At 60.6% G+C, this 23,653-nt stretch carries 21 protein-coding genes and 3 pseudogenes; 4 read left to right on the top strand and 20 right to left on the bottom strand.

Features of this window, described 5'->3' with window-relative positions:
• Positions 1–207: pseudogene (locus EN749_RS09225) on the bottom strand (transposase); the annotation flags it as partial.
• Here EN749_RS09225 and EN749_RS09220 point away from each other — a divergent pair.
• Positions 142–744, top strand: a pseudogene (locus tag EN749_RS09220) (transposase). The pseudogenes EN749_RS09225 and EN749_RS09220 overlap by 66 nt on opposite strands.
• Positions 732–947: a transposase domain-containing protein gene (locus EN749_RS39560; RefSeq protein WP_348629342.1), complete on the top strand. Its 216-nt coding sequence runs from the start codon at positions 732–734 to the stop codon at positions 945–947. Before EN749_RS09220 ends, EN749_RS39560 begins: the two are co-directional and overlap by 13 nt.
• Positions 948–1,162: 215 nt before the next feature.
• Here the strand turns inward: EN749_RS39560 and EN749_RS09215 are convergent.
• Positions 1,163–2,325: pseudogene (locus EN749_RS09215) on the bottom strand (IS110 family transposase).
• Positions 2,326–2,425: 100 nt separating this feature from the next.
• Between EN749_RS09215 and EN749_RS38675 the strand changes: the two are divergent.
• Positions 2,426–2,953, top strand: a complete 528-nt coding sequence (locus EN749_RS38675; RefSeq protein ID WP_236379305.1) for a hypothetical protein — start codon at positions 2,426–2,428, stop codon at positions 2,951–2,953.
• A complete protein-coding gene (locus EN749_RS38670; RefSeq protein ID WP_245491316.1) occupies positions 2,950–3,606 on the top strand; it encodes a transposase in 657 nt (218 codons plus the stop codon). Before EN749_RS38675 ends, EN749_RS38670 begins: the two co-directional genes overlap by 4 nt.
• An 883-nt stretch (positions 3,607–4,489) precedes the next feature.
• Here EN749_RS38670 and EN749_RS09205 read toward each other — a convergent pair.
• The 18 genes from EN749_RS09205 to EN749_RS09120 all read right to left on the bottom strand — a co-directional run bounded on the left by EN749_RS09205 (position 4,490) and on the right by EN749_RS09120 (position 23,075).
• The gene (locus tag EN749_RS09205) at positions 4,490–6,319 is read right to left on the bottom strand and encodes a CocE/NonD family hydrolase (protein WP_128362974.1); all 1,830 of its coding nucleotides are present in this window, start codon (positions 6,317–6,319) and stop codon (positions 4,490–4,492) included.
• Positions 6,320–6,601: 282 nt separating this feature from the next.
• On the bottom strand, positions 6,602–8,269 hold the full coding sequence (locus EN749_RS09200) for a CocE/NonD family hydrolase (protein WP_245316552.1): 1,668 nt from the start codon (positions 8,267–8,269) through the stop codon (positions 6,602–6,604).
• Between the two features lie 246 nt (positions 8,270–8,515).
• Entirely contained in the window at positions 8,516–9,850 is a 1,335-nt protein-coding gene (locus EN749_RS09195; protein ID WP_128362973.1) for an FAD-binding oxidoreductase, read from the bottom strand.
• Between the two features lie 308 nt (positions 9,851–10,158).
• The gene (locus EN749_RS09190) at positions 10,159–10,407 is read right to left on the bottom strand and encodes a hypothetical protein (protein ID WP_128362972.1); all 249 of its coding nucleotides are present in this window, start codon (positions 10,405–10,407) and stop codon (positions 10,159–10,161) included.
• Between the two features lie 271 nt (positions 10,408–10,678).
• Positions 10,679–11,449 (bottom strand): ABC transporter permease, encoded by a 771-nt coding sequence (locus tag EN749_RS09185; protein WP_095517289.1) that lies wholly within the window; start codon positions 11,447–11,449, stop codon positions 10,679–10,681.
• 12 nt (positions 11,450–11,461) lie between these two features.
• Complete coding sequence (locus EN749_RS38190; protein ID WP_210214712.1) at positions 11,462–12,868, bottom strand: ABC transporter permease subunit; 1,407 nt, start codon at positions 12,866–12,868, stop codon at positions 11,462–11,464.
• The gene (locus EN749_RS38185; RefSeq protein ID WP_206073317.1) at positions 12,832–13,395 is read right to left on the bottom strand and encodes an ATP-binding cassette domain-containing protein; all 564 of its coding nucleotides are present in this window, start codon (positions 13,393–13,395) and stop codon (positions 12,832–12,834) included. The genes EN749_RS38190 and EN749_RS38185 overlap by 37 nt, the downstream gene beginning before the upstream one ends.
• Positions 13,396–13,468: 73 nt before the next feature.
• On the bottom strand, positions 13,469–13,963 hold the full coding sequence (locus tag EN749_RS09170) for a hypothetical protein (RefSeq protein ID WP_128362971.1): 495 nt from the start codon (positions 13,961–13,963) through the stop codon (positions 13,469–13,471).
• Entirely contained in the window at positions 13,953–14,516 is a 564-nt protein-coding gene (locus EN749_RS09165) for an extracellular solute-binding protein (protein WP_165778327.1), read from the bottom strand. The genes EN749_RS09170 and EN749_RS09165 overlap by 11 nt, the downstream gene beginning before the upstream one ends.
• A 96-nt stretch (positions 14,517–14,612) precedes the next feature.
• A complete protein-coding gene (locus tag EN749_RS09160) occupies positions 14,613–15,290 on the bottom strand; it encodes an isochorismatase family cysteine hydrolase (RefSeq protein WP_165778326.1) in 678 nt (225 codons plus the stop codon).
• A gap of 619 nt (positions 15,291–15,909) precedes the next feature.
• Positions 15,910–16,830 carry an ABC transporter substrate-binding protein gene (locus tag EN749_RS09155; RefSeq protein WP_165778325.1) on the bottom strand — a complete coding sequence of 307 codons (921 nt, stop codon included), beginning with the start codon at positions 16,828–16,830 and terminating at the stop codon, positions 15,910–15,912.
• Positions 16,831–16,954: 124 nt separating this feature from the next.
• Positions 16,955–17,788, bottom strand: coding sequence for an ABC transporter ATP-binding protein (locus EN749_RS09150; RefSeq protein WP_095517284.1), 834 nt, complete (start codon positions 17,786–17,788; stop codon positions 16,955–16,957).
• A complete protein-coding gene (locus EN749_RS09145; RefSeq protein WP_206073315.1) occupies positions 17,788–18,786 on the bottom strand; it encodes an iron ABC transporter permease in 999 nt (332 codons plus the stop codon). Before EN749_RS09145 ends, EN749_RS09150 begins: the two co-directional genes overlap by 1 nt.
• Before the next feature lie 852 nt (positions 18,787–19,638).
• On the bottom strand, positions 19,639–20,016 hold the full coding sequence (locus EN749_RS39555) for a pantoate--beta-alanine ligase (RefSeq protein ID WP_329609747.1): 378 nt from the start codon (positions 20,014–20,016) through the stop codon (positions 19,639–19,641).
• Positions 19,944–20,171: a pantoate--beta-alanine ligase gene (locus EN749_RS39550; RefSeq protein ID WP_329609748.1), complete on the bottom strand. Its 228-nt coding sequence runs from the start codon at positions 20,169–20,171 to the stop codon at positions 19,944–19,946. The genes EN749_RS39555 and EN749_RS39550 overlap by 73 nt, the downstream gene beginning before the upstream one ends.
• A gap of 1,023 nt (positions 20,172–21,194) precedes the next feature.
• Complete coding sequence (locus tag EN749_RS09130) at positions 21,195–21,635, bottom strand: DUF488 domain-containing protein (protein WP_095517282.1); 441 nt, start codon at positions 21,633–21,635, stop codon at positions 21,195–21,197.
• On the bottom strand, positions 21,614–22,279 hold the full coding sequence (locus EN749_RS09125; RefSeq protein ID WP_206073314.1) for a DUF488 domain-containing protein: 666 nt from the start codon (positions 22,277–22,279) through the stop codon (positions 21,614–21,616). The genes EN749_RS09130 and EN749_RS09125 overlap by 22 nt, the downstream gene beginning before the upstream one ends.
• An 85-nt stretch (positions 22,280–22,364) precedes the next feature.
• Positions 22,365–23,075 carry a hypothetical protein gene (locus tag EN749_RS09120; protein WP_128362970.1) on the bottom strand — a complete coding sequence of 237 codons (711 nt, stop codon included), beginning with the start codon at positions 23,073–23,075 and terminating at the stop codon, positions 22,365–22,367.
• Positions 23,076–23,653 lie beyond the last annotated feature (578 nt).

Here is a 23,653-nt window from a genome sequence, read left to right as displayed (position 1 = left end):
CTGGACTTGTGATCGCGTTTTTGACGAGGTTGGGTCGATGTAGAGGCGACCGTCGTCCAGGAACAGCCGAAAGGCGGCCTGGCTGTTCAGCATACAGGCCATAGCCTCGCCGAGGTCGGACTTGCGCGAGACGCGCGGGGCGTGAGCTGTCAGCCAAGTGAAGAACTCGTCCACCAGCGGGCAGGACAAGTTCTGGCGGACAGCCCGGTGTCAACAGCGAGCGACCCGATAGCCCATTTTGCCGGTTTCAGCGGAATCCTGCCGGTCTACGGCTATGGCGGCTATCGTGTGCGGGCCGACAAGAGCGGCGTCGTGCTCGCCTTCTGCTGGGCGGATGTGCGCCGGCGCTTCTACGACCTCGCTGGGGCCGGTCCAGCGTCGATCGCCAGCGAGGCGCTCCAACGGATCGCGGAACTCTACAGAATCAGGACGACATCTGTGGACGATCGGCCGAGCAGCGCCGTGCCATGCGCCAGGATGAGAGCCCGCCGATCGTCGCCGAACTCTCGAGCCGTGGCTGCGCGAGAAGCTCGGTCCGATCAGCCAGAAGATTAAGCTCGCCGACGCCATCCGCTCACGCTTCCCCGTTGGGAAAGGCTCACGCGCTTCCTTGACGATGGTCGCATCGAGATCGACAGCAATGTCGTCGAGCGATCGATCCGCCCGATTGCGCTTAACCGAAAGAACGCGCTCTTCGCGGCTCCTACGGCGGAGCCGAGCATTGGGCCGTCATCGCCTCTCTGATCGAATCCTGCAAGCTGAACGACGTCGAGCCGCTCGGCTACCTCGCCGACGTGCTGACCAGGATCGTCAACGGTCACCCAAACAGCCAGATCGACGATCTCCTGCCGTGGGCCTACATCCCGGCTCCCGAGCTCCTGATGTCCGCAGTCAAGGGTTTAGACCGTAGAAGTGCGGCCGGTCGCGAGATCGGCTGTTCATTCTGATGGTCGCGCATGGATGGAGGCGGAACTGAAAGACGTCGGTGATCAAGCTCTGATGCGCGGGTTGGTTACCGCATTCTCGATTATGCGTCTGGGGCTGTTCCTATCTTAATTCGGGCGTCGGCCTTTGCCGGTTACAAACTGTCTGACGGACATTCCCCTGCCGTGGTCCCGGCTCCGCCCATGGGCGAGGATGTACCGCCGCTACGGCGACGGGATCAGGCCGCGCGCGCCTCCGCCGTGACAGCCCACATCAAGCCGGCCAGTTCACGGGCAATCGCGGTGCAGATCACCGTCGTCCGTCTGCCGCGCGCGGCCAGCTTTCGGTAGCGGGTCGTCGGTCGGACCTGGGCCTTCCATGCTATCTCACGCACGCGTGGCGGTGCCGCTCCAACTGGTATAGCTTCATCTTTCCGACCTTCGGTGGATGCCGATAGGTCCAGGCACTCTCGACCAGCATGTGCCGGACGCGGCCCTTTCCCCCCTTGTTGATGCCGCCGCGCCTGATCGTCTCTCCGGTCGATCGCTCGCTCGGCACGAGGCCGACATAGCCCATGAGCTGACGAGGGCTCTCGAAGCGGCCCACGTCGCCGACCTCGCTGGCGAACGTCACGGCGATAATCGGATTTACTCCACGCAATGCTTGCAGCGCCTGCACAAGAGGCGCCAGAGACCAGGCGGGAATGAATTCCCCGATCGTGCGCTCCAGGAGCTCGACCCGTTCTTTCGAGACGCCCACCGCTTCGACCATCTCCTGGAGCGCAATCTGATGTGCGGGATGATCGAAACGCTGCTCTTGCAGCCAGCGCAGGTAGCGCATCATCCCACTCGTATTGCGGGGATAGAGCCGACCATGCTTGAACATGAAGGCGCTCACTTGCTGGCGGTGAGCACGAAGCGTCTCGACCGCTGCAGCCCGAGCGCGAACAAGATCTCGCAGGGCCTCGTGGCTTTCGTCGGACACCCACACTCCTCCAGTCAATTCGCCCCCGCGTAGCAGTCGGGCGAGAGAAACGGCGTCTCGACGGTTCGTCTTCACCCGATCGCATCCGTGCCCGAGCGATCGGATCAGGCGATACCATAGCCGGTCGGGCCGGCCTCGTAGCAGAGCACACAATCAAACCTGCCCGGCGATCCGATGAATGACCACGCGCATGCTCGCGGCCGACGCCTCGACTTCGCCAAAGAAGCGAACTTCTCCCACCCGGCCCGCATCCGCAATCGCGATGGCGTTCCTCAGCTTGGCAACATCAATTTCGACAAATGCTTCCCTATAATCTGCCACGGCTCGTCCTCCTGTGATGAGGATCGGCTCGGCCCGCCCGAGCAACCCTCGGACGCGCAGTGTAGGGCGAGCCACCTCACCGGCAGAGGCGGACATACGGTCTTACGCGGCTACGATGGCGGCAGAAGCTATGGGGAGAGCGGCGTGGGCGTGAAATGGTGCCTCCGTTGTTCAATGAAACGGATGGATATGCCCCATGAGCCAAGTAAGTGACCTGAGCCGTTCCCTTGCTCCCTTTGATCAAAATACCACTCTGACGGTAGTCGTTGAACTGAGCGAGGCCAGCTGGCTGGTAGCTGGGTTGATTCCCGGAATTGAGCGCCAACCCGTAAAGAAGCAGGAGCCGGATCCGGTCGCGCTGCTGCGGCTGCTGGAGCGCTGGCGGTTGGAGGCAATGAAGGCAGGCAAGACGATTGGAAAGATTGCCCTCGCCTTTGAGGCGGGACGGGACGGCTTTTGGCTGGCGCGGTGGCTGCAGGCTCGCGACATCGCAGTGCATGTCGTCCATTCGACGAGTGTCGCCGTGTCACGCGAGCATCGTCGAGCGAAGACCGATCGACTGGATACGGCGATGCTTATGCGGTGTTGGTGGGATGGCTGCGTGGCGAGCGCGGACACTGCCGGATGGTCGCTATCCCAACGCTCGAGCAAGAGGACGCCAAGCGTCCGAGCCGTGAACGGGAAGGTCTGGTCGGCGAGCGCACACGGATCATCAACCGAATGAAGGCGAACTTGGCCCGGCTCGGCATCCGCGGGTTCAAACCGGCGTTGCGCAAGGCGCCGCAACGGCTCGCCGCGTTACGCACACCGGAGGGTGTGCCGATTCCACCTAACACGCTGGACGAGATCCGACGTGACATGGATCGGCTCGCTGTGGTGCGCGAACAGATCAATGCGATCGAAATGGCCCGCATCGAGCGGCTGGAAAAAGCGCCTGCGGCAGGGCCACACGCTATGGTGCGCCTGTTGGCCCGCGTCGTCGGCGTGGGAATGGAAACTGCAGACATGTTGGTTCAGGCAGACATGTTGGTTCAGGAGGTGTTGTCCCGAAACCTTCGAGACCGGCGAGCCGTGGCCCGTTACGTTGGCCTCACGGGTTCGCCCGACGAGAGTGGCAAGAGACGACGAGAGAGAGGATTGGCCAAGGCTGGCAATGCCCGCGCGCGTCGCGGGCTGATCCAACTTGCCTGGCGGTTCTTGCGATTCCAGAGCGACAGCGCGCTTGCGCAATGGTACCGATCGCGGACTGGTGGCCCGAAGGGTGCGCGCAAGACAACAATGATCGTCGCACTCGCCCGCAAGCTGCTCATCGCGCTTTGGCGCATGGTCACCATCGGCGAAATCCCGGCGGGCGTCGCGCTGCGGCAGACAATCTGAATACGCGACATGGTCGTCGCGCGGCGGATCGACTGTCGCGACGAGTCGAAGCGTAGCGATTCGAGGTGGCGGTGACCCGAACAACTCCATGGCTCCAATGCCGTCGGCAGAATGGGCCCGCCGCCTCGGAGCCTTGCTGCCGAAGCCATTTACTGCTTCATGGTCGGGATCCCCTGCGGATCCGACCGAATACAAGGTCGCGGCGCGATGCTTTGCGCCCCAAGGCAGGCTCCCCTCGAATTGCTCACCTGTTCCCGATCCGGGTTCACGCCCGCCTCGCTCTCGCGGTCGACCGCCCCGCTTTTGGCCCAGGCGCCGGCTGTCGAGAAACTCAAGGAAAAGATTGCTGAGAGCCACACCAAGAACTTGACAGAAAAATCCCCATACAAGGAGTTGTAGCGTTGTAGCCGATGCGAGGCCCGATACGCCGTGCAAGTCTCGACACGGCCGCCGATAGCGGCCGTCCGCCACGCCATGATCGCGCTCATAACACGACGCTCAGCCTGGCCCAGAGACCCAGACGGCGGTCATGCTGCGGGATGTAACCCTCGGCGTGGTGGCGCAGGACATCTGCGAGTCTTGGCGGGAGCGAGCTGTGTGGGGAGCGGGCTCGCGCACGACCCGCGACCGACCTCAGCCGGGCGGCGTGACGTCCAGGGTCAGGCGATCGAGCGGGCGCCGTCGCCCGGATGACGTGGGTCGCCAACATGCGTGTAGCGCGCCCTCGACAATACGGGAGTCGTGGAGAGAACGCCGAACGCGATAGCACGTCATCGGGAGGCAAGACGATCCTAGTTGGGCGGTTTCGCGGACATCGTCTGTCTGTCAGCGGCTTCGCGGCAAGATAGCTCATCCCGCTCGGCGCCAAGAGCCTGAAGATTACTCAACTCGCGATGATCGGCAAGTCGATGTAACAACCGACCGCGCCACGATGAAATTTGAGCAACGGCGGCGCGCCGTCGGCGGGAACATTGGCAAATGTGGTCTTGTCGCTGCCAGCAAGACACACCCTCAGACGGTATCCCGCCGGGAGGCGGGCGGAGATGGGATGCAACGAGAAGGTCAGGATGGCGGGCTCGCCCGGAATGAGCGGTTCGGCGTCGCGTTTCAAATAGCTATGCTGGGGTCCAAGCGCGCTGAACGGTGAGTCGGTCCACACCTTCCGGTGCAGGGCGCGCAACTGGCCCTCCGTGAGATAACAGGATACGCCATCCGGCTTGACGGCTTCGAGATAGACGAAAAAGGCGCCGTCCTCGCGGGTCGAGGTGATGTTCAGGTGCACGACAGGATGTCCGGTGATCTCGAGTTCGCTGTTCAACGGATCGCTGGTGTAGCCGAGGCGCACCCCGTCAAGCTGCCGCCGATCTCCGTAATCGACCTTTCCCGCGCCGCCAGTACTGGTGGCCCACCGGTTTGAGGGAACCTCTCCCAGCGCAGGATCGACCTGGAACGAGTCGAACCCCGATTCGTCGGGCGACGAACTCAGCCGGGAACCACTTGCCATGTACCACCGTTGGCGGGTAGCCGGGAGCGGCCACACGCGGGTCGATTTCCAACCCTCCCCAAGAGTGTAGTAATGGAGGATCTTCCCTTGCTCGCGGGCGGCATGACCGTTGAAGCACAAATCCGCGAAGCGGACGTCATTTGCGTCCTGGGTCGGCGGCGTTGGAGGGATCGCTTCCCGATCAGCGCGGAGGGGATCCCAAGGAGAATCGCCGCCGTGGTTCCACGGACCGATGATCACGTTCATCGGATTTGACTGCCCCACGAAACGGCGAACGGCTCCCTGCGCTGTGCCAGCGTCGAACCAGCTCGCCCAGTTTTGGATTGGGGCGCCTGAGCGAGAGACCCGATCCGCTGCTTCCATGACGCTCCAGTCGAGCATGGACGCTTCGCCCCAGGCCGCGAGGCGATCGTCCTTGAACGTCACCTGCTCGAGACCCTCCCAGACGGGTGGCACGGACTCATGATCGCGCAGGGCCGCCGCAAGGTCCGCGTCGCCGCCCGGCCCGACGGGACGAACGCCGGGCGACGGTCGGCGCTCGCCATCCCCGCTGACGAGCATATTTAGGTCCAGGTTCTTGCTGAGGCTGCCCCAGAGTCGCGCGCCGGAGACGGCGGGGATTCCACTTGGAAGCCAGACATATTCATAGGGATCGTAGGAAGCAAACCGCGGTATGATGCCTTTCATCGCCGGATGGTTCCGCTCCGCCATCCATTCCGCGGTGTTGGCGGTATAAGACGAGCCATAGCCGACGACACGACCCGTGGACCAGGGCTGTGCAACGATCCAGTCAAGCACCTCCGTGAAGTCCAGTGTCTCCTCACGCCAGCAGGGATAAGGCCACACGCCGAAAGATGCACCAGTGCCGCGAACATCACCTACGACCACGGCATAGCCATGCGGCACAAACCGGCCGGCCTCGCGGTGGGGCGGGTCTCCCTTGATGCCGCGCCAGTAGCGCGTCATCACCAAAATGGTGTCGCGCTTTGTGTTGGCTTCGTCGCCCATGGGGCGGACGATATCCAACGCAAGCCTTACGCCGTCACGCATGGTCACGTACAACGATTCCAGCGGACCGAGCTTGGATCGCCCCGCAGCGGTGCCATAGAGATCTAGGCGAAAGATGGAGTCTTGCGTCTGCCCACAATCGATGCCCGTTTCCGAGCAGCTATCGAGCTGAGTTGCGGCACATTCCTTCGATTCACTCATCAATTTGCTCCGGTCGAGCGCGAATGGCACAATGCCCTCATTGGGATTTTACCCGTAAATATTCTGGCTCGGCGGCCAAATGTCAGTGGTCCCGATGCCAAATTGCAGAATCGTTTTGTAAGTCTGAGACCCACAGCTCTCCTCGGTCTGGGTGCTCACGTCCTGGCGACCATAGTGGCCGTGAGCGTAGGAATCCGGGAAGACCTTCTCCCATGCACCAAGGCCTGATTGGCTGTTATCGGCCCCCGTTAGTTGTTCGTAACGGGCTGATTGGCTTTTCCCTCACCTCTTGATGATCGGCAGGTCGATGTAACAACCGGCCGCGCCCCGATGAAATTTGAGCAACGGGGGCGCGCCGTCGGCGGGCACATTGGCAAAATTCGGCTTGTCGCTGCCAGCAAGGCACACCCTCAGGCGGTAACCCGACGGGAGACGGGCGGAGATCGGGAACATGGTGAAGGTCAGAATGGCGGGCTCGCCCGGAATGAGCGGTTCGGCGTCGCGTTTCGAATAGCTATGCTGGGGTCCAAGCCCGCTGAGCGGCGAGTCGGTCCACACCTTCCGGTGCAGCGCCCGCAACTGACCTTCCGTGAGGAGATGGGATTCCCCGTCCGGCTTTACGGCTTCGAGATAGACAAAAAAGGCGCAGTCCTCGCGGGTCGAGGTGACGTTCAGGTAGACCACGGGATGTCCGGTGATCTCGAGGTCGCGCGTCAACGGCTCGCTCGTATAGGCGAGGCGACCATCGAGGAACTTTCGCCGATCTCCAAATCCCAGGCGATCGGTGTCCCACCGCATCGAGTTGTCGTCCTCCTGCGCCGCGGGGTTGACCTGAAGCGAGTCTAAGCCGCTATCACCAGGCGATGCTGTAAGTCGGGAGCCACTTGAAATGTACCAGCGTTGGCGGGTGGCCGGGATTGGCCAAACAGCGGTCGATTTCCAACCCTCTCCTAGGGTGTAGTAGTGGAGGACCTTCCCTTGCTCGCGGGCAGCCCGGCCAGAAAAACACAAGTCCGCAAAGCGGAGGTTATTCGCGTGTTGCGTTGAGAGCGTGGGCAGGATCGGCTCGCCATCTGCCTGGAGCGGATCGTAGGCGCCGCTGCCGCTGTGGTTCCACGGACCGATGATCACGTTCATTGGATTTGACTGGAGCAGGAAGCGGCAAACGGCTCCTTGCGCCATCCCAAGGTCGAACCAGCTCGCCCAGTTTTGGTATGGGGTGCCCGAGCGAGAGACCCGATCCGCGGCTTCCCTGTTGCTCCAATCAAGCATGGACGCTCCGCCCCAAATCGCGAGGCGATCATCCTTGAACGTCACTTGCCGAAGGCCCTCCGATAGGGATCGTCCCGGCTGGTGATCTCGTAGGGCCGCGGCGAGGTCGGCCTCGCCGCTAGGCCCGACGGGACGAACGCCCGGCGAGGGCAAATTGCGGTCCAAGTTTCTGACCATGTCAGCCCATGCCGTTCCGTAGGCGGTGGACACTCCACCGGGAAAGTAAACTTCTTCATAGGGATCGTAGGACGCAGCCATCGGTATGATGCCCTTCAGCGCCGGATGGTTGCGTTCCGCCATCCATTCCGCTGTGTTGGCGGTATAAGACAAGCCATAGCCGACGACACGGCCCGTGGACCAAGGCTGTGCAACGATCCAGTCGAGCACGTCCGAGAAGTCCAGTGTCTCGTCGCGCGAGCGGGAATACAGCGAAACCCCGAAAGATGCACCGGTGCCGCGAACGTCTCCGACGACCACGGCATAACCATGCGGCACAAAGAGGCTCGAAAAGTTCTTGTGCAGCAGGAGCTGGTCGACATCACCGGGAGGGAGGTCTGCCTTCTGGCCACGCCAGTAGCGCGTCATCACCAGAACGGTGTCCCGCTTGGTGTTGGCATCGTCGCCCATGGGACGGACGATATCCAGAGCAAGCCTCACGCCGTCGCGCGGAATGGTCACATACGCCGATTCCAGTGGACCGGGCTTTTCTCGCCCCGCGGCAGTCCTATGGAGATCAAGGTGGAAAATCGAGTCTTGGGTCTGCTCAAGAGCGAGGCCCGTTCTCGAGCATCTCTCGAACTGAGTTTCACGAGGTTCGTTCGGTCCTTTCACGAGTCAGTTCCTCCGGTCAAGCAACAGAGTTCAGGCGCAATGCCTTCATTGGGTTCACCCGATCTCGTCCCAACTCTGACTGCGACTGCCAGGTCAGCTCCAGGGGAATGGCGAATGCGAGGTCGGATGCAGCTTGCCTTCGGCGAAGCGCGAGAAGCGGAACGGCCGTAGCAGGTCGCTCTCGTTACCGCAGATGTCGTCGGCCACCAGCTTGCCGACGCCGATCATCTTGTAGCCGTGATTGCTGTCGGCGATCACGTTCTCGCAGAACCGGTCGAACACCGGAAAGGAATCCGCCGTGAAGCTGCCGATGCCGCCGGACGGCTCCTTCTTGTATTTCGGCATGGTGCCCTCGAAGCGCTTCTGGCAGAAAGCCAGCGCCGATACCCACATGTGGGCAAAGTCGTCGCCGACGATGAAGTCCGGGCTCTCCGGGCCGTAGGGATCGATCTTCACCTGCTCTGGCGCAGTCGGCACCTTGAACGGCATGGCGCCGCCCTGCACGCCGCCGAAGTGGAAATCAGGCTTGTAGTAGATGCCCCACAGCTTGTCCGTGATCACCGTGCCGTCGACATCGGAATGGAGCGGCGCATCGGTGTCCACATGGATCACTGGCGGCATCTTGCCGTCATTGGTGCGCTGCAGCTTCGGGTCGACGCCGAGCGTGCCTTCCTGCAGCGACCAGAAGGTCCACATTGGCACGTCATGGTGCGTCTTGCCGTCGCGCCCCTTGATCGAGATCGCCTTCGGCAGCTCGAGCATGTCCCAAATCTGCTTGACCCACGGGCCGGCACCGATGATGACCTGGTCGCAGCCAATCGTGCCCTTGTCGGTGACGACGGCCTTAACCGCGCCCTTGGCGTCCTTCTCGAAGCCGATGACCTTCAAGCCAGTCGCGATCCGCACGTCCTCGTTCTCCGCTTTCTCGGCGAGGCCGTAGATCGAGCGCGTGTTGTTGGCATAGCCCCCCTTTTCCTCGTGCAGCACCGACGTGATACCCTTGGCCTGCCAGTCGGAGAAGATGCCCTGCATGTACTTCATGCAGTCCTTCTCGCCCTCGATGAAGACCGACGGATAGCCAATCTCCTTCTGCTGCTGGTAGATGCTGGCGACGTCCGCGTGCATCACCTCGGGGCTGATCTGCATATAGCCGACCGGGTGGTAGGAGAAGGCCTCCGGGTCGCTCTCCCAGACCGAGACGCTGTGCGCCATCAGGCGGCGCATGGCGGGCTGGAAGTAGTTGTTGCGCACCACGCCGCAGGCAATGCCGGAGGCGCCCGCCGCGATGGCGGTCTTGTCGACGATCAGGATGTCCTTGCCGCTGCCCTTGCCGCTCTTGCGTAGGTTCTCGCCCAGATGCCAGGCGGCCGACAGGCCGTGGATGCCGGCGCCGACGATGACGTATTTGACGTGACTCGGAAGTCCCATAGAGCAATGTCCTGTTGAATTTCGAGGCTGAACAATAGTTTGGGAGCCGCGACAACCATTTGACATTTGGCGCCACATTACCGATAGTATCCGCCATATCGTCGCTATTCGAAGCGCAGCTTATCCGATGCTGGTAGGCTTGTGCTGATTGTTCGGGCTGGTTAGCACCGATGTGGATCGCGTCAGCCCGCGATCCTGCTCCTGATGCGGCGTGCGTAATGTCTCCGGAAATTCGTCTATCGCCCGGGCTCTTTGAATGCAGCCGGATGCTCCTGCGTCTCAACACTCCGCATCGCTTCCGGTGATCCCTACCAGCTAAAGGCATTGAGCAAAGCAACGCGAAACAGCGAATCGATGCAATTGCACTCGCTTTTCTGGATGGCGACGAGGCCGGTCACTAACGGTCCCAGCCATTGCCCGTGACGACGATCATCGCGGTTCGAACCGCATGGAATGCAGAACCGCAAAATGAGAAGTTGTTCATAGCAGATGAGCGGCGCGACACGTGTGTCGGCGAGCTTGACGACCGGATTTGCGAAAACATGCTCCTGGGCCACCGCCGTGTGCCCGGGTTTTCTCATCAGCGAGGCTGGCGTCGCCGCCCTCCTCCTCCGCTTTGGCGATTGCGTCCTGCAACGATCTGTAGGTGTCGGCCTTGCGTTCGGCCGGAACACAAGCGGCACAAGAACGCCGCGCGGAACCACCGCTTCTTGCAGTTGAAGCGCTTCAGGAACTCCGCCGCTCGACCTCCGGCTTGCCGCCGATTTATTCTATCAGGAGGATTACCCGTGCCGTCGGATCAGAGATTCGCGTCTCAAACGGCGGCACTCAACTCCGCGCCAAACCCACTCCCAAACCTATGAGCGCGCCCGAGAAAGCCACGGTTATCGTTGCGATCGCGCAGATCTCTGGCGTCACGCCTTGCCGTAACATGGCCCAAATCTGCATGGATAAGGTGTTTTCAGTCGCCGTCAACAGAAACGTGATGGACACCTCGTCAAAGCTCAAAGTGAACACGAGCAGAGCGCTCCCGGTGATCGCCCCTTTCAGGTTGGGGAGCACAGCGCGCACGAACGTCTGCGCATATCCCGCGCCAAGATCAAGACTAGCCTCCTCGATGCTTCGGTCTAGCCTGCGCAGGCGCGCCGCCACCTGCTCTACTACGATGGGCAGCCAAGCCACACTGTGGCCTAGCGCGACCGCCCCTAGGGACAGGCCGAAACCAAAGCTCTTGAGTAGGAGCAGAATCGATAAGCCCGTGATGATCCCGGGAATCATCAATGGCAGCGTCAGCATGTGGTCAACCAGGGCACTGCCCCGAAACGCGAAGCGGCTCAGAGCATACGCGGCCGGAATGCCAAGCAGCAGTGTCAGGAATACCACCCCGGCAGCGACCTTCAGGCTATTGGCGACGGCGCGCAGGAGTTCTTCATTGTTTGCTAGCGCTGCATACCACTCAAAGGTAAATCCCCGGATGGGAAACGTGAGCGTGCGACTGGCGCTAAAGGAATAGGCCACCAGAAGCGCGAGAGGCGCATAGAGAAAGACGAATACTGCTATCCCAAGAAGTGTGCTTGACGTGCGCAGCCCCGCGACCATCTGGGCAACACTTCATTCATATCGCCGCTCCATCCATCTCGCCAGGGCAACGGCTGAGGCGATCACCACGATGATCACAATCGCCAACGCACTGCCGAACGGCCAGTCGAAGGCCGCCCCAAACTGGCTTATTATGATGCTCGAGATCATCATGCCGCTCGGCCCGCCAAGCAGTGCCGGCGCGACAAAATCCCCGAAACTTAGGCAGAAGGTGAACATCGTTCCCGCGATGATGCCAGGTACGCTGAGCGGCAGAATGACGCGCCACAAGGTGTAGGCGGGCGAGGCCCCCAAATCCATACTTGCCTCGAGGGTCTCTCGCGGAATTTTTTCGAGCGCGGTGTAAACCGGGATGGCGACAAAGGGTATAAATACGTATGTGAGCGCGACACATACACTGAAGCGATTGAACAACAACAGCGAGATTGGCTCACCGGCAATCCTTAGCCAGCCGAGTCCAGAATTGATGACGCCTTCACGCCCCAGTATGATGCGCCAAATAAAGGCACGCAAAAGGAAACTCGTCCAAAGCGGGATCACCATCAGGAAATAGAGGATCTGCCGCCGCGGGCCGGCGCACAAGGCAACATAAAAGGCGAGGGCGTATCCAAGGAGTACCGCACAGATCGTGACGATACCTGCGACCAGCAAGGAGTTGCCGGTCATCGATAGATATACCGCGCTCTCGACAATGCGGGCAAAGTTCTGCAGGCCGAAGTCAGGAAGAGTGACATAGTTCTCGACTTTCCAGAAGCTGTAGGCGAGGATTGGTGTAAGGCACCATGATAAATAGAATCGCGTAAAGCGCCGCCGGCCCGAGAAAGACCGTGAGCCGCAAGTACCGACTCCAATCAACGCGGTGCGTGCGCATAGATGCTTCAGCCAGCGCCCATGCCCGCTCCAGCCAGAACTGTCGAAGACGATCACGTCGCCTTGCCGCGCCCAAACGCGAAGCGCGGTCGAGGGCTCCAGGTTGGTAGTTCCAATTGCCTGGCGATCCAGCTCTGCGGTCAGCTCAACGTCACTTCCCAGTCTCAGGGCCAGTCTGACTGCTGTCCCTAGACAGACGACGTCCGAGACGTGGACGTCCGCTTCGAACGCTGCGTCCTCTTCTGGCACGCCGAGCTTCAAGTTCTGCGGACGAATGGCCAGAAGCCCTTCAGTTCCACGCGCCAGAGCATGCGGCTTGCCGTTTCGTAATCTAAAGCCGCTACTCTGGTCGATCGAGATCGGTATGAAATTGCATCCACCGATGAAGTCCGCGACAAAGCGGTTTGACGGGCGCTCGAAGATCTCCCGCGGCGTGCCGATTTCGGCGATTTCTCCAGAATCGAGCACCGCAATGCGGTCGCTCATCACCAGCGCTTCTTCCTGGTCGTGGGTCACGCAGACGAAGGTGAGACCCAACTCGGCATGCATCCGCCGCAACTCAAGTTGCATCGCACGAGCAGCTTGGCGCCCAGGGCGCTGAGGGGCTCGTCAAGCAGGAGAACTGACGGTTCGTTGATCAGGGCTCGACCCAGGGCCACCCGCTGCATCTGGCCGCCGCTGAGTTCGCGGGGCAACCGGCTGGCCTTGTCGCTGAGTCCCACACGATCGAGCATTGCCAAGACCCGAGCCTTGACGTCCGCTGTGGAAATCCGTTTCACCCTTAGCGCATAAGCGACGTTTTCGAACACCGTAAGATGGGGGAACAAGGCGTAGTTCTGGAAGACGGTGTTCACGTCACGGCGAAAGGGCGGAACGTGGGTAACGTCTCGCCCTTTAATCGACACGGACCCACGGTCCGGCACCTCGAAACCGCTGATGAGGCGCAATGTCGTGGTCTTACCGCACCCGCTCGGACCAAGAAGCGTCAGGAACTCGCCCTCAAGGATCTCCAGCGACAGATCCTTGAGGGCCACTGTATTTCCGAAGGCCTTCGACACCCGGTCAAGCCCGGTCAAGCCGGACGAGCGCCTGATTGCAGCACGATCCCTCTTTCGCGGGTTCAACTGGCATAATCAAGCAGCCTTCACCTCATTCAGTACCTCCAGATAGCGGTTCCGGCGCGGGATGTTCTCCCAAAATTGCATCTGGTCCATCATCTCGCCAACCTGCTCCAAGCGCAACGCTTCCCAGGTCTCCGCCTTCATGTGACCCTTCGACGCCGGGCTGGTCGGCATGTAGCCAGTAACATTGGGGATCTCGCCCTGCGATTCCGGGGAGATGATGTGATTGATAAACTTGTGGGCGACTTCCTGGTTCGGTGTCCCCCTTCACAATGAAGTGCGAGTCGATCCAGCCGATAGGCGGGGAGCCGGCAAATTCGCGCACCGGCAGTCCCTGTGATTTCAGGGTCGCGGTGATGTAGCTCCAAGAATTGGATGCGACGATTTCCTTGATCATGAACAGGTCGATCGCCTCGCCCGCCTGGGACCAATAGGTGCGCACGAGGGGCTTCTGCTCGATCAGCTTCTGCTTCACCGCTTCGAGCTGTTCGTCCGTCATGTTCCAAAGGTCTTCAATTCCCATCCAGTTCGCCACGTCTCCCAACGTTGCAACATCGTCCCATACCGATTTTGCAAGCGTACCGATTGTCAAAAAGGATTCCGAAGTCGCTCCCATCGGGAATTACATCGGCGTTCACAGTGACGAGAGTGATTCCAAGGAACGTCGGCACTCCATAGACCTGCTTTTCCTTCGAAATGAAAGCGACGGTCTTGAGCCGTGGATAAAGCTGCTCAAAATTGGGAATCAAGGACAGATCGAGATTTTCCACGAAGCCGGCGTCGATGGCCCTCTCCGCCAACGAGCTCACGATCACGGCGACATCATAGTCGCCTCCACCCGCGGCCAGCTTGGCCATGTATTCATCGTTCGAGCCCACGTATGTTTTCGTGACCGTAACACCATTGGACTGCTCGAAATCCTTTATCCAGGCGTCCTCGGCATAGCCCTCCCACGTGAGAAGCCGAATCTCGCCGGCCGCAATCGCGCGGTCTGGAAGATGCAGACTAGCGGCGCCGAGGCCTAGAAGTGCGCTGGTTTTCAGAAACTCGCGCCGTATTATCTTCTTTACTCGCATTGCTGGACGCCTCCCCTTCGCTGTTCTGAACCGTATTTGCCTTTTTCGGTCTCCCGTCGGTGGACGCCCGGAGGTGCCGCGGGCCGCCATTCTGTCTCACAGGGACTCGTACAACGAATCGATTGTTTCAGTCCGGTACGGCATCGAGAACGGCTTTTCGAAGCGCCATGCGCGATAGTCGTTCCCATCCAGCGCCTTAACCAGTTCCTCCGCCCCGATGATCATCCCGCCCCTCAGCCAATTGGCCATGTCAAGCATGGCGGTCTTGTGAATTGTTTCGGTCGCGCTCCCGCACGCATCTTTCACCAGCGTGATCCGAAAATCGCGCCACAGGGCATCCCATACCGTCGTCTCCAGGCAGGCCTCCGTCCAGACCCCGAAGATGATCAGGTGCTCGATATCCATGCGGTTAAGAACAAGATCGAGCTTCGTGCCGTAAAAGGCCGTGAAGCGCTGCTTGTCGATGACGATGTCCCCATCCTGCGGCGTGACCTCCGGACAGATCTCCCCCCGCGTTGAACCGGCGACGCTGTGCAGCGGCCGCCCGCGGTCATCCAGAGACTCGTATCGTGGCGTGTCTATACCCTTCGGGTCGAGCCAATGGCGCGTGTAAATGATCGGAAAACCAGTTCGTCGACAAGCGGCCAGCACCTTCTGGGACTTGCTCAGAACGTCTGGATAATTCTCCACCGTGCAAGCACCCTCGGGGAGGTTCTCGCCTTGCAGATCAACGGCTAGTACTGCGCTTCGCTCCAGCCGGAACCAATCAGACATTTCAGCCTCCTCGTCAGACATTCGGCAAACTAAGTTGCAAGATCGGCTTTTGCTTGCATGTAACAGCTCGATTGTTGGGCATCTGTAAGCTACTAACGATTTGTTCTTGTGATGTTTGTTCAAGCGAAGTCGACAGGGCTCCTACGACCCAATTCATGGCCAGTTTCCCAGCCGGCCTCTCAAGGAACCTAGGGACGATTGCTTGCAATCTTCATATCGTGACGGCTCTTCTCAGCTGGGCTTTTTTGGACGCCCGAGCTTCAATCCGTACCGGTGGCGGCGCTCGCGAAGCCAAATTCACGCGAGCTCCATCGGGTGAGATTAGACCGCGTAATCAGGACCGCGTTGACGCGTCCTGCCACATTTTTGGCATCTGCCGCCATATCGAACGCTTGGTTTGGCGACTCCGCCGATGTCGGCGGTGCCGGCAGCGCCTCGCGATCTCCATGGGAATGAATTGGGCGCACGGCGCGGGGTTTCGGCAAAGCTGCTTGCGCCACCGAAAAAGCTGGCTCACATGGATGCTGGAGGCGGTTAACCAGGTGCTCGACTTTGTTGCACTCGTGGTAAGCGGCACAATAAGGCTGGATTTGCTGCGGAAAGTCCGCGGCCGGATCGCTCAGTAGGGTGGCTCGGTCGTGGGATCCAAAATGGCCGCGACGATCTCATCGTCGAGCGGGTGGGCGAAGGTAGTGGCGTAGAAACGCTTCACTTCGGCCTTTAGATCGATCTCACCAAAAACCTCCGGGTTGATCGTCCTTGCCGCCCACAGCACGGTCAGCGGCTGCTCAGCCGTGCGATTGCCCCATGTATGCGCGACTACAGGAAGCGGAAAAACGCGCCGGGTCGCCACCGCACGTACGTCCTTTAGCAGCGGGTTGCCGAGGACCTTTTCGACATCTTTCAGCTGGGGGACCAGGACGATGCCGGGGTTCCAGGTCAGCACCTGCTCGATGTTGAAGGATAGCACTTCTTGGCTGCGCCCGTCGTCGGAGACGCTGACGCCGCCGGCCTGCCGGATCCACCACTCCGCAATGAGATGCGGCTGGCTGATCGTCTCCGGCTCGAAATAAAGCACGCGCGGCTTCTCAGTGTCCGCAAGGGATTGCGAAATCGCCGAGACCCGCGCCAGAGTTCGGTCGAAGTAGTCGACATAGGCGGCTGCTTCCTTCTCCTTGCCGAGAAGACCGCCGATGAGTTCCATCGCCGTCTTCACGTCATCGGGCTCCTGCCATTCAATGACGACCGCAGGCACGCCGACGCGCGCCACCGCATCCGCCATGGCCGGATAGGTCGTCAGGATGACATCCGGCTGGAGCGCGATGATCGCCTCCAGGTCTGGTTCCCGGCTCTGCGTCTCGATCAAGGGCGCGTCAGCCAGTTGCGGCGCGAAGACTTTTTGAAAGGTCCAGCGCGGGTTCTCTCCGAACCGCGGCGGCAAACCGCTGACGAGTCGATCCGACGCGCCGACGGCGAACAGCAGGCTGTTTAGTGGCGGCACGGAGCCCATGGTGGCGACCCGCTCGACTTCGGCCGGCACGACGACCCTGCGGCCTGCCATGTCGGTGATGGTGCGGACCGCGGTCGCACCCGCCGCCGGCGAGGCGATGCCTAACAGGAGCAGTAAAAAGGCTGAAATTTTCAGGATGGGTCGACACGTCATATCAATTTTCCCTCAGATTATGGGACTTGCCCAATCGGGAGCTTCGGCGGACAGGAAAACATACGGTCATGGGACCGAAGCCATCGTCGCCTGCACCGAGGGACACCAGCCGCACCGGCACATCGTACAGCGCGCTCAGCGTGAGATCGTTGACCACATGGGCTACGTCTCCCTGCGCAAGCACGAGCCCGTGCTTCAGCAGAACCGCTTGCGTCGCCGCCGCCAGGGCGTGGTCGGGATCGTGCGTGGAAAATACCAGCGTGCGCCCCTGCGTCGCCAAGCCCGCGATGATGTCGAGGATGCGCGTCTGGTTGGCGAAATCGAGGCTGGCCGTCGGTTCGTCGAGCACGATCGTCGCCGCGTCCTGCGCGATTGCGCGGGCGATCAGCGCAAGCTGGCGCTCGCCGCCGCTCGACAGGTTGAACGGATGGTTCGCCAGGTGGCCGATGCCAAGTCGGCCTAGGCTGTCGAGGGCGATGCGCCAGTCATCGGGCGACGGCACGGTGAAGGAGCCGAGATGCGGCGTGCGGCCGAGTACCGCGATGTCGGCCAGCGTGTAGGGAAATACGGCCGCGCCGTGCTGCGGCACATAAGCGATGCGGCGCGCCCGTTCGCCTTCGCTGAAGCTCGACAGCGGCCGGCCGTCGATCTCGATGCCGGCGCCGCCGCCCTGGAGCCCGACGAGACAACGCAGCAGCGTCGTCTTACCCGACCCGTTCGGCCCGAGAAGGCACAGCACCCCGCCCGCTTCGGCCCGGATCGAAATCCCGCGCAGGGTCGGAGCGACGTTGCCGGCGTGAGTGAAGGAGACATCGCTGGCGACTAAAGCGGCCATCAGAACCAATGCCTCCGGGCACGGCCGAGCACGATGGCGAAGAATGGCGCACCGACAAGCGAGGTTACGACGCCGAGCGGCAGCTCCTGTGTCGCCACGCTGCGCGCCAGTGTGTCCATGGCAAGCAGGAACAGGCCGCCCGTCAGGGCGCTGATCGGCAAGAGGCGGTCGAAATTGGGACCGACCAGAAAGCGGGCGATGTGGGGGACGACCAGCCCGACCCAGCCAACGATGCCGCTTACGCTGACAGCGAGCGCGGTCAGTACGGTGGCTCCGGCGATGGCAACGCCGCTCACCAGCGCCGCATTGACCCCGAGCGCCCGTGCCGCGTCGTTGTCGGCGCCGAGCACGTTTATGTGCCAGCGGAAGGCGTAAAGCTGGGCGAGCATAAGTGCGATAGGAACGCCGATGATGCCGAGATCATCATTACCGATGCGATTTAGACTGCCCATCAGCCAGAAGGTGATCGACGGCAGCACGTCGAGCGGGTCGGCTATGTATTGCACCACCGCAACCAGCGCGTTGAAAACGGCGGCGACCACCAGGCCCGCCAATACCAAGGTGATCATCGAGCCACTGCCGAGATGACGGCCGATCAGCGCAGTGGCCGATGTGGCGAGGATACCGGATGCCATAGCCATGCCCATGACGCCCGACCAAGACAGGCGCAACAGCAGGGCCAGCGAGGCGCCGAAGGCCGCGCCCTGTGAGGCGCCGAGGATCGCGGGCGAAACCAGGGGATTGCGGAAAATGCACTGATAGGTCGTCCCGGCCGCGGCCAGACTGGCGCCGACCAGCAGCGCGCCGGCAATGCGCGGCAGCCTGATTTCCCATACGACTGTCTCCGCGGTCGCAGTCCAGTCGGCCTCACCGCCGGTGACGGGGTATAGGAAGATCCGTAGCGCTATCAGCGGCGGCACGGGATAGCGCCCAGTGACGAAGGCCAACACCACCGCCGAAAGCAGCAGCATGAAAAGAACAAGGTAGAGCGGCCACAACGGCTGTCGCCGCGACCTTTTCCGGCCTCGACTTTCCTCATGTGAAGTGATCATCGTTGCGGCGCCGTTTCCCCCGATGGCGAGACCAGAAAGCAGCTCAAAGTAGCCTCGGACATTGGCAGGTAATGTCATCCATGAACGACCATATGCAGCTAGCGCCGTTGATCAACGTGATGCCTTGTCGACTGTTGGAGTCGCGGGTGTGAGCCGAGGCATCATAGAAACATTTAGCTGCGTGGATTCTGGTTCCGCTAGAGCAGAACAATCTGAAGGTCGGATACCTCCAAAACAGCCCTCGAAGCCCCGCCTCGACCCAAATCGCGGGCGTCCCGATCCAAGGTCGTTCCGCAGCGTTCCAGTAGATCAGGCCGCCTCAGTTCGGGCAGAGCGGATGCTCGAACTCTTTCTGGGATTTATCGCATTGCCAAGCTGAGCGGCTCGTTGCTCTTGCAAATCGCATGCCGCCATTGGCAAGCAAATGCCAGTAGAGGGATAACCTCCCATAGCACCGCACCATGTTTTCTCGAAAGTCGACTAACCGCTCGCGGTCTCCAAATGGCGGCGCTCGCGACGCCGATTCACGCGAGATTATCGGGTGATAATTAGATCGCGCAAACTAGAATCGCATTGACATTTGCGGCCATTCTTTTGACATCTGCCGCCATATTCCCCACTTGACGATGATGAACCCCACGTGCCGGTTCATCTCGCGGTTTTCGCAAGAGCGGCACCGGAGCTGATTGAAGTCGTTGGCGATTCCAGATCAGCGATTGATGATTCAGACTGTCTGCCGGGGATGGAATTCGTCCCGCGTACCACTCGGTTCGAAGTAATCGAAGGGCATGCACCGCCTCAAGCCGCCGTGCGCGTGATGGCTCCTGGCCGGGACGGCACCTCTACATTGTCGATCAGCCGCGTCTCGCCAAGCCAGGCAGCCACGAGCAAGCGTCCGGGCCTGTCAAGCGCCTGCATCGTAGCGAGGTCCTCCTTGGCCCGGAGTTCGAGATACTCGATCCGGGCGTAGCCTACCGGGACAATTGCTGACCGCGCCTCGACGAGCGTCGCGTCGACCGACGCGCCTCCGGCGACGCGTGCGGCCGCGCGGCAAGTCTCGGCGCGACCTGCCGCTCCGCCACCGACAGGTGCACGTTGCGCGACTACATTGCCAGGCCGTCCTCCTCGCGGACCGTCGGGCAGGCGACTATCTCGATGGGGATATCCAGATCCCACGCCACCGACGCCCCTCGTGCAACTGCTGGAAATCCTTCTCCCCGAAGAAAGCAAGATCGGCGCCCGTCTGAGAGGGAGTTGAGCAGATGAGCGCCGAGCGGCGCGAGCTTGGCGCCGTCCTCGTGCTCCGTGCCAGGCCGCGAGACCGGCTGCATTGTTGAACTGTGTCGGGTTGACGAAGAGCGTCACGATAACCCGCTCGGCACGCTCACAAGCGGAGGTCAATAGATACCATGCGGCCCCCGGCCATCGACGCCTTGCGCGCGCAGGTCGAAAAAGATCGAAGGCCCTCGGAGACGCGCCCAATCGGTGCTGCCCTTCGGGTGGCCGCCGTGGTTTCACGCCTGCCCGGGCGTGGGCGCGCGGCACTGCATTGCATGAGATCGCCGGGGCGGCAACGGCATCATCGATGGTGCCGCCAGTGCCCTGTTCACCGCCGGCATCGCCGCGCGCACGAAAGGCCGCGTGCTCTGGTGCATCACCCAGCCGGATATTTTGCGCCCGCCGTCGCGCAGGCGGCCTGCCGCCCGATCGGGTTACCTGGAGGCCGGCGACCAGGCCAGTGTCTTGCCTGCATGGAGGAGCGCCTGCGGCATGGCGGCTTAAGGGCCGTTGTCGGGGAAGTCGCCCAGCTCTCAATGAAGGCCTCGCGTCGCCTCATGCTCACCGCGGAGGTGACCGGAACCATCGGTCTCGCGCTACGGCTTTGGCGGCGCCAGACGGACGCGACCGATTTCGGGCAGCCCACCGCCACCGCCACGCTGGCGGGTGTCGGTGCTGCCCTCCACGCCAATGCAGGTTCCCGGTATTAGCCGAGCCAGCTGGCTGGTCGAGTTGATCCGCGCCCGGGCTGGCGAAAGCGCTGATTTCGAATTGGAAGCCTGTGATGAAAGGGGTCGTCTCGCTGTACCTGCCGAGCTGGTCCACCGACCGTCTGCGGCGGATGACCGGCGCAGCGGCGGCGCGCGCTGACGCGCCGTTGGTGGTCGACGTCCGGGACGGGAGCAGACGGATCGTGACGGCCACCGATGCCGCAGCCGCTGCCCTCGGGTGCGCGTCGGTATGCCCGCCGCCAAACTGGACCACGTTAGCGCCTGCGGCTCTCAGCTGTGGCAAAAAGGTTCAACACGCTGAGTGATTGCAGCGACTAGAATTGGTTAGCTTGCCCACAAGAGCTTTCAAAGATGGCGGACCTTTAGGGCACCGTCCCACTTCGAGTTTAAATACTCACACACCAATCTGCGGTGGCAATGGTGGGGTTTATCCTCGGAGCAAAGTAAGCAGCCGCTCGAAAACAGCTCCGGTTTCAACCGGATCTCAATCCGTCTTTCTTCCATCAAGCATAAGAACGATCGTTCGTAAATCCCCCAGTCACCTTTGTCGCGTTTGTAAGCCTTTAGAAGGTCATCCGTAGGCGCGAGGATTGGTTGATGGACGTACTGAACGCCACAAATTTCTTTCAGAAAATACGCCAAGTCATCCGCTTTCGCGAAGCCTGCAAGCTGAGAGGTATTGTGAAGTCTGACGTCGATTATTTTTTTGACGCTCGCTTTCTTAAGTCTATCAAAGAAATTAGCAGCTGTTGTTTTTGTAAAGCCTATCGTTGCAAGCTCAACCAACTTCTCAGGCTCCTGACATCTACGTTTTTAGGGGCGAATTGACTACCTGAGAACGCGACCTTTTGTGCCCGATTACGGTAGGCTGCGGCCAGTCGCTTTGAGGGCACCTCAAATAAATCTACATCTGCCTTTCCTGCCATGTCGAGTAATCGTGCCTCTATTCGATCTTGATCCAACAGGTGGCCGTTGCCGAGAATGTGCTGAACCTTCACCCCTTTTTCGTGCAATGCCCGACCAACGAGTAGGCATCGGTGACAGTCTAGCGGGTTCTGCTCAGAGCACATTAACGCTATCCGATAAGACTTGGCTCCTTCGACTACCCGATCAATGCCGCAGGCAAACTCCTCCGTTCTTGCCATTCTCTCGTAATCTGCTACACCTTCGCAGAAAAACTGCTTGCTTTTGGGACGCCCGCCGAGTTCCTGTCCAAGAAACACGTATTTGACGCGGTCCCCTCCAAGCTCGCGCTGCAAGTTTTCTTTATTGAAGTGCGGAAAATGCCGCGAGAACGGTGATGTTCTGACGTCCGCTATGGCATTAACGCCATGCAGCTTTAAAAGCGCGAAAAAGCTTTCATAGGAAAGCATTGAGTGGCCAATTGTGAACACTTGCAACGTCGAGCTTCCTATCTCTTTCTTCGCCAACTGAGCCTTCTCCAAACGGAGTTTCCGGACAATGGGCGTAGCATTTTGACCGCCGATCCCGCTGCGCCTTTCTAACGCCTGCACCTCATAGGAACAAGAGACCGTTAACCTGAGCGTAGCAGGAGTGCGGCATTGCAGCGAAGGGACGGCACAACCCGAGACGGACATGGATCAATTCGCTGGCGTGGGCATCAGCCTTCAATGCCGCTATCTCACCGTCAATGAAGCGCCTATAGGCTGCATCGGCTGGCACAGAAAAATCGTAGTCGAGACCCTCGTACTCGACAACGGCCCTGAGGCGTCGCCTTCCGTTTGCCGCTACATCACTGTAAAAGCTAATTTCGTCAGGCTCGATTTCAATGGCGCCGAGCGATGCGGTATTCGTTCCGGCGGGCACTTGTGCCTTTCCACTTTGAGCACGCACCAAATGGCCTCCGAACGCCTTCAACGGTGACGCAGAAACGCTTTCTGCAATGGATTGAACAATCTGCGTGGTGTTGAGACGCTCGAGAACCGCGATGTTGCTACCTGCGACTACAATCCGGTCTTCGGTCGCGTGGGGGAAAGGAAAGTGGTCAGGTGGTTTTGTGGCGGCAATAAGCACCTTATTCCCAAACGCGAAAACCTGTCCATCTCCAGCAAAATCGCCATCCCAAAATCGAGAAGCCTCGACTGCAGCATTGGCCCCCGGCGGCTCGGGTCGTATCATCCGCTGTCGACCAACGTCCCATCCGGCCACGCAGTAAAGACTTCCATAGCGCGTTACATCCGTGATTATTAAGCTGTACTCTGCCACGATACCCCCCCAACTCGCTTACCTTTGGCTGTAACTCGCACAAGTTCAAGGTGATTGATTTGATCTTAACAACTTAGCGTTTGAGATTTTGACGTGCGTCAAGCGGTTCGAAATACACTGGTCTCCGCGGGGATATGAAGAACTGCCAACAAGGTTGGAGCCGCTCGTGGAGAGAAAAAGACATTATCGGGGCAGGACAAACCAAGACCCAGAGTTAAGTAGGTCGCTTGGCTGATACCGGCCCGGCGACATATCTCATCAGCCCCTTGCTTCAAAATGAACGCCTTCTGCGTGGCGGAAAACTTAGATGCATTCATTGTGTTCCGCTCCTCCCGAGCCAGGGGAACCTACAGAGGAAAACTCCAGTTCCGACCGATCCAGTTTTCAGGGATCGGAGCACACTTATTGGGTCTTGCCCTCATCGTCACACTCTGGTTTCGAGCGGGCAAATGTCAGCTCCAGGGGAATGGCGAATGCGAGGTCGGATGCAGCTTGCCTTCGGCGAAGCGCGAGAAGCGGAACGGCCGTAGCAGGTCGCTCTCGTTACCGCAGATGTCGTCGGCCACCAGCTTGCCGAC

The sequence above is a fragment of the Mesorhizobium sp. M7A.F.Ca.ET.027.02.1.1 genome (genome assembly GCF_004022985.1).
In the GTDB taxonomy this organism is placed as follows: domain Bacteria; phylum Pseudomonadota; class Alphaproteobacteria; order Rhizobiales; family Rhizobiaceae; genus Mesorhizobium.
The sequence above is the reverse complement of the archived record's forward strand: the minus strand, read 5'-3'. Positions and strand labels throughout refer to the sequence as shown.

Coding starts and splice junctions, on each gene's coding strand:
- EN749_RS38190 (WP_210214712.1), bottom strand. CDS start 12,868: ATGCATGCCGAGTTGGGTCTCACCTTCGTCTGCGTGACCCACGACCAG.
- EN749_RS09205 (WP_128362974.1), bottom strand. CDS start 6,319: ATGAGTGAATCGAAGGAATGTGCCGCAACTCAGCTCGATAGCTGCTCG.
- EN749_RS09150 (WP_095517284.1), bottom strand. CDS start 17,788: ATGGCCGCTTTAGTCGCCAGCGATGTCTCCTTCACTCACGCCGGCAAC.
- EN749_RS38675 (WP_236379305.1), top strand. CDS start 2,426: ATGAGCCAAGTAAGTGACCTGAGCCGTTCCCTTGCTCCCTTTGATCAA.
- EN749_RS09165 (WP_165778327.1), bottom strand. CDS start 14,516: ATGCGAGTAAAGAAGATAATACGGCGCGAGTTTCTGAAAACCAGCGCA.
- EN749_RS38670 (WP_245491316.1), top strand. CDS start 2,950: ATGAAGGCGAACTTGGCCCGGCTCGGCATCCGCGGGTTCAAACCGGCG.
- EN749_RS39550 (WP_329609748.1), bottom strand. CDS start 20,171: ATGCAGCCGGTCTCGCGGCCTGGCACGGAGCACGAGGACGGCGCCAAG.
- EN749_RS09185 (WP_095517289.1), bottom strand. CDS start 11,449: ATGGTCGCGGGGCTGCGCACGTCAAGCACACTTCTTGGGATAGCAGTA.
- EN749_RS09160 (WP_165778326.1), bottom strand. CDS start 15,290: ATGTCTGATTGGTTCCGGCTGGAGCGAAGCGCAGTACTAGCCGTTGAT.
- EN749_RS09195 (WP_128362973.1), bottom strand. CDS start 9,850: ATGGGACTTCCGAGTCACGTCAAATACGTCATCGTCGGCGCCGGCATC.
- EN749_RS09170 (WP_128362971.1), bottom strand. CDS start 13,963: ATGGGAATTGAAGACCTTTGGAACATGACGGACGAACAGCTCGAAGCG.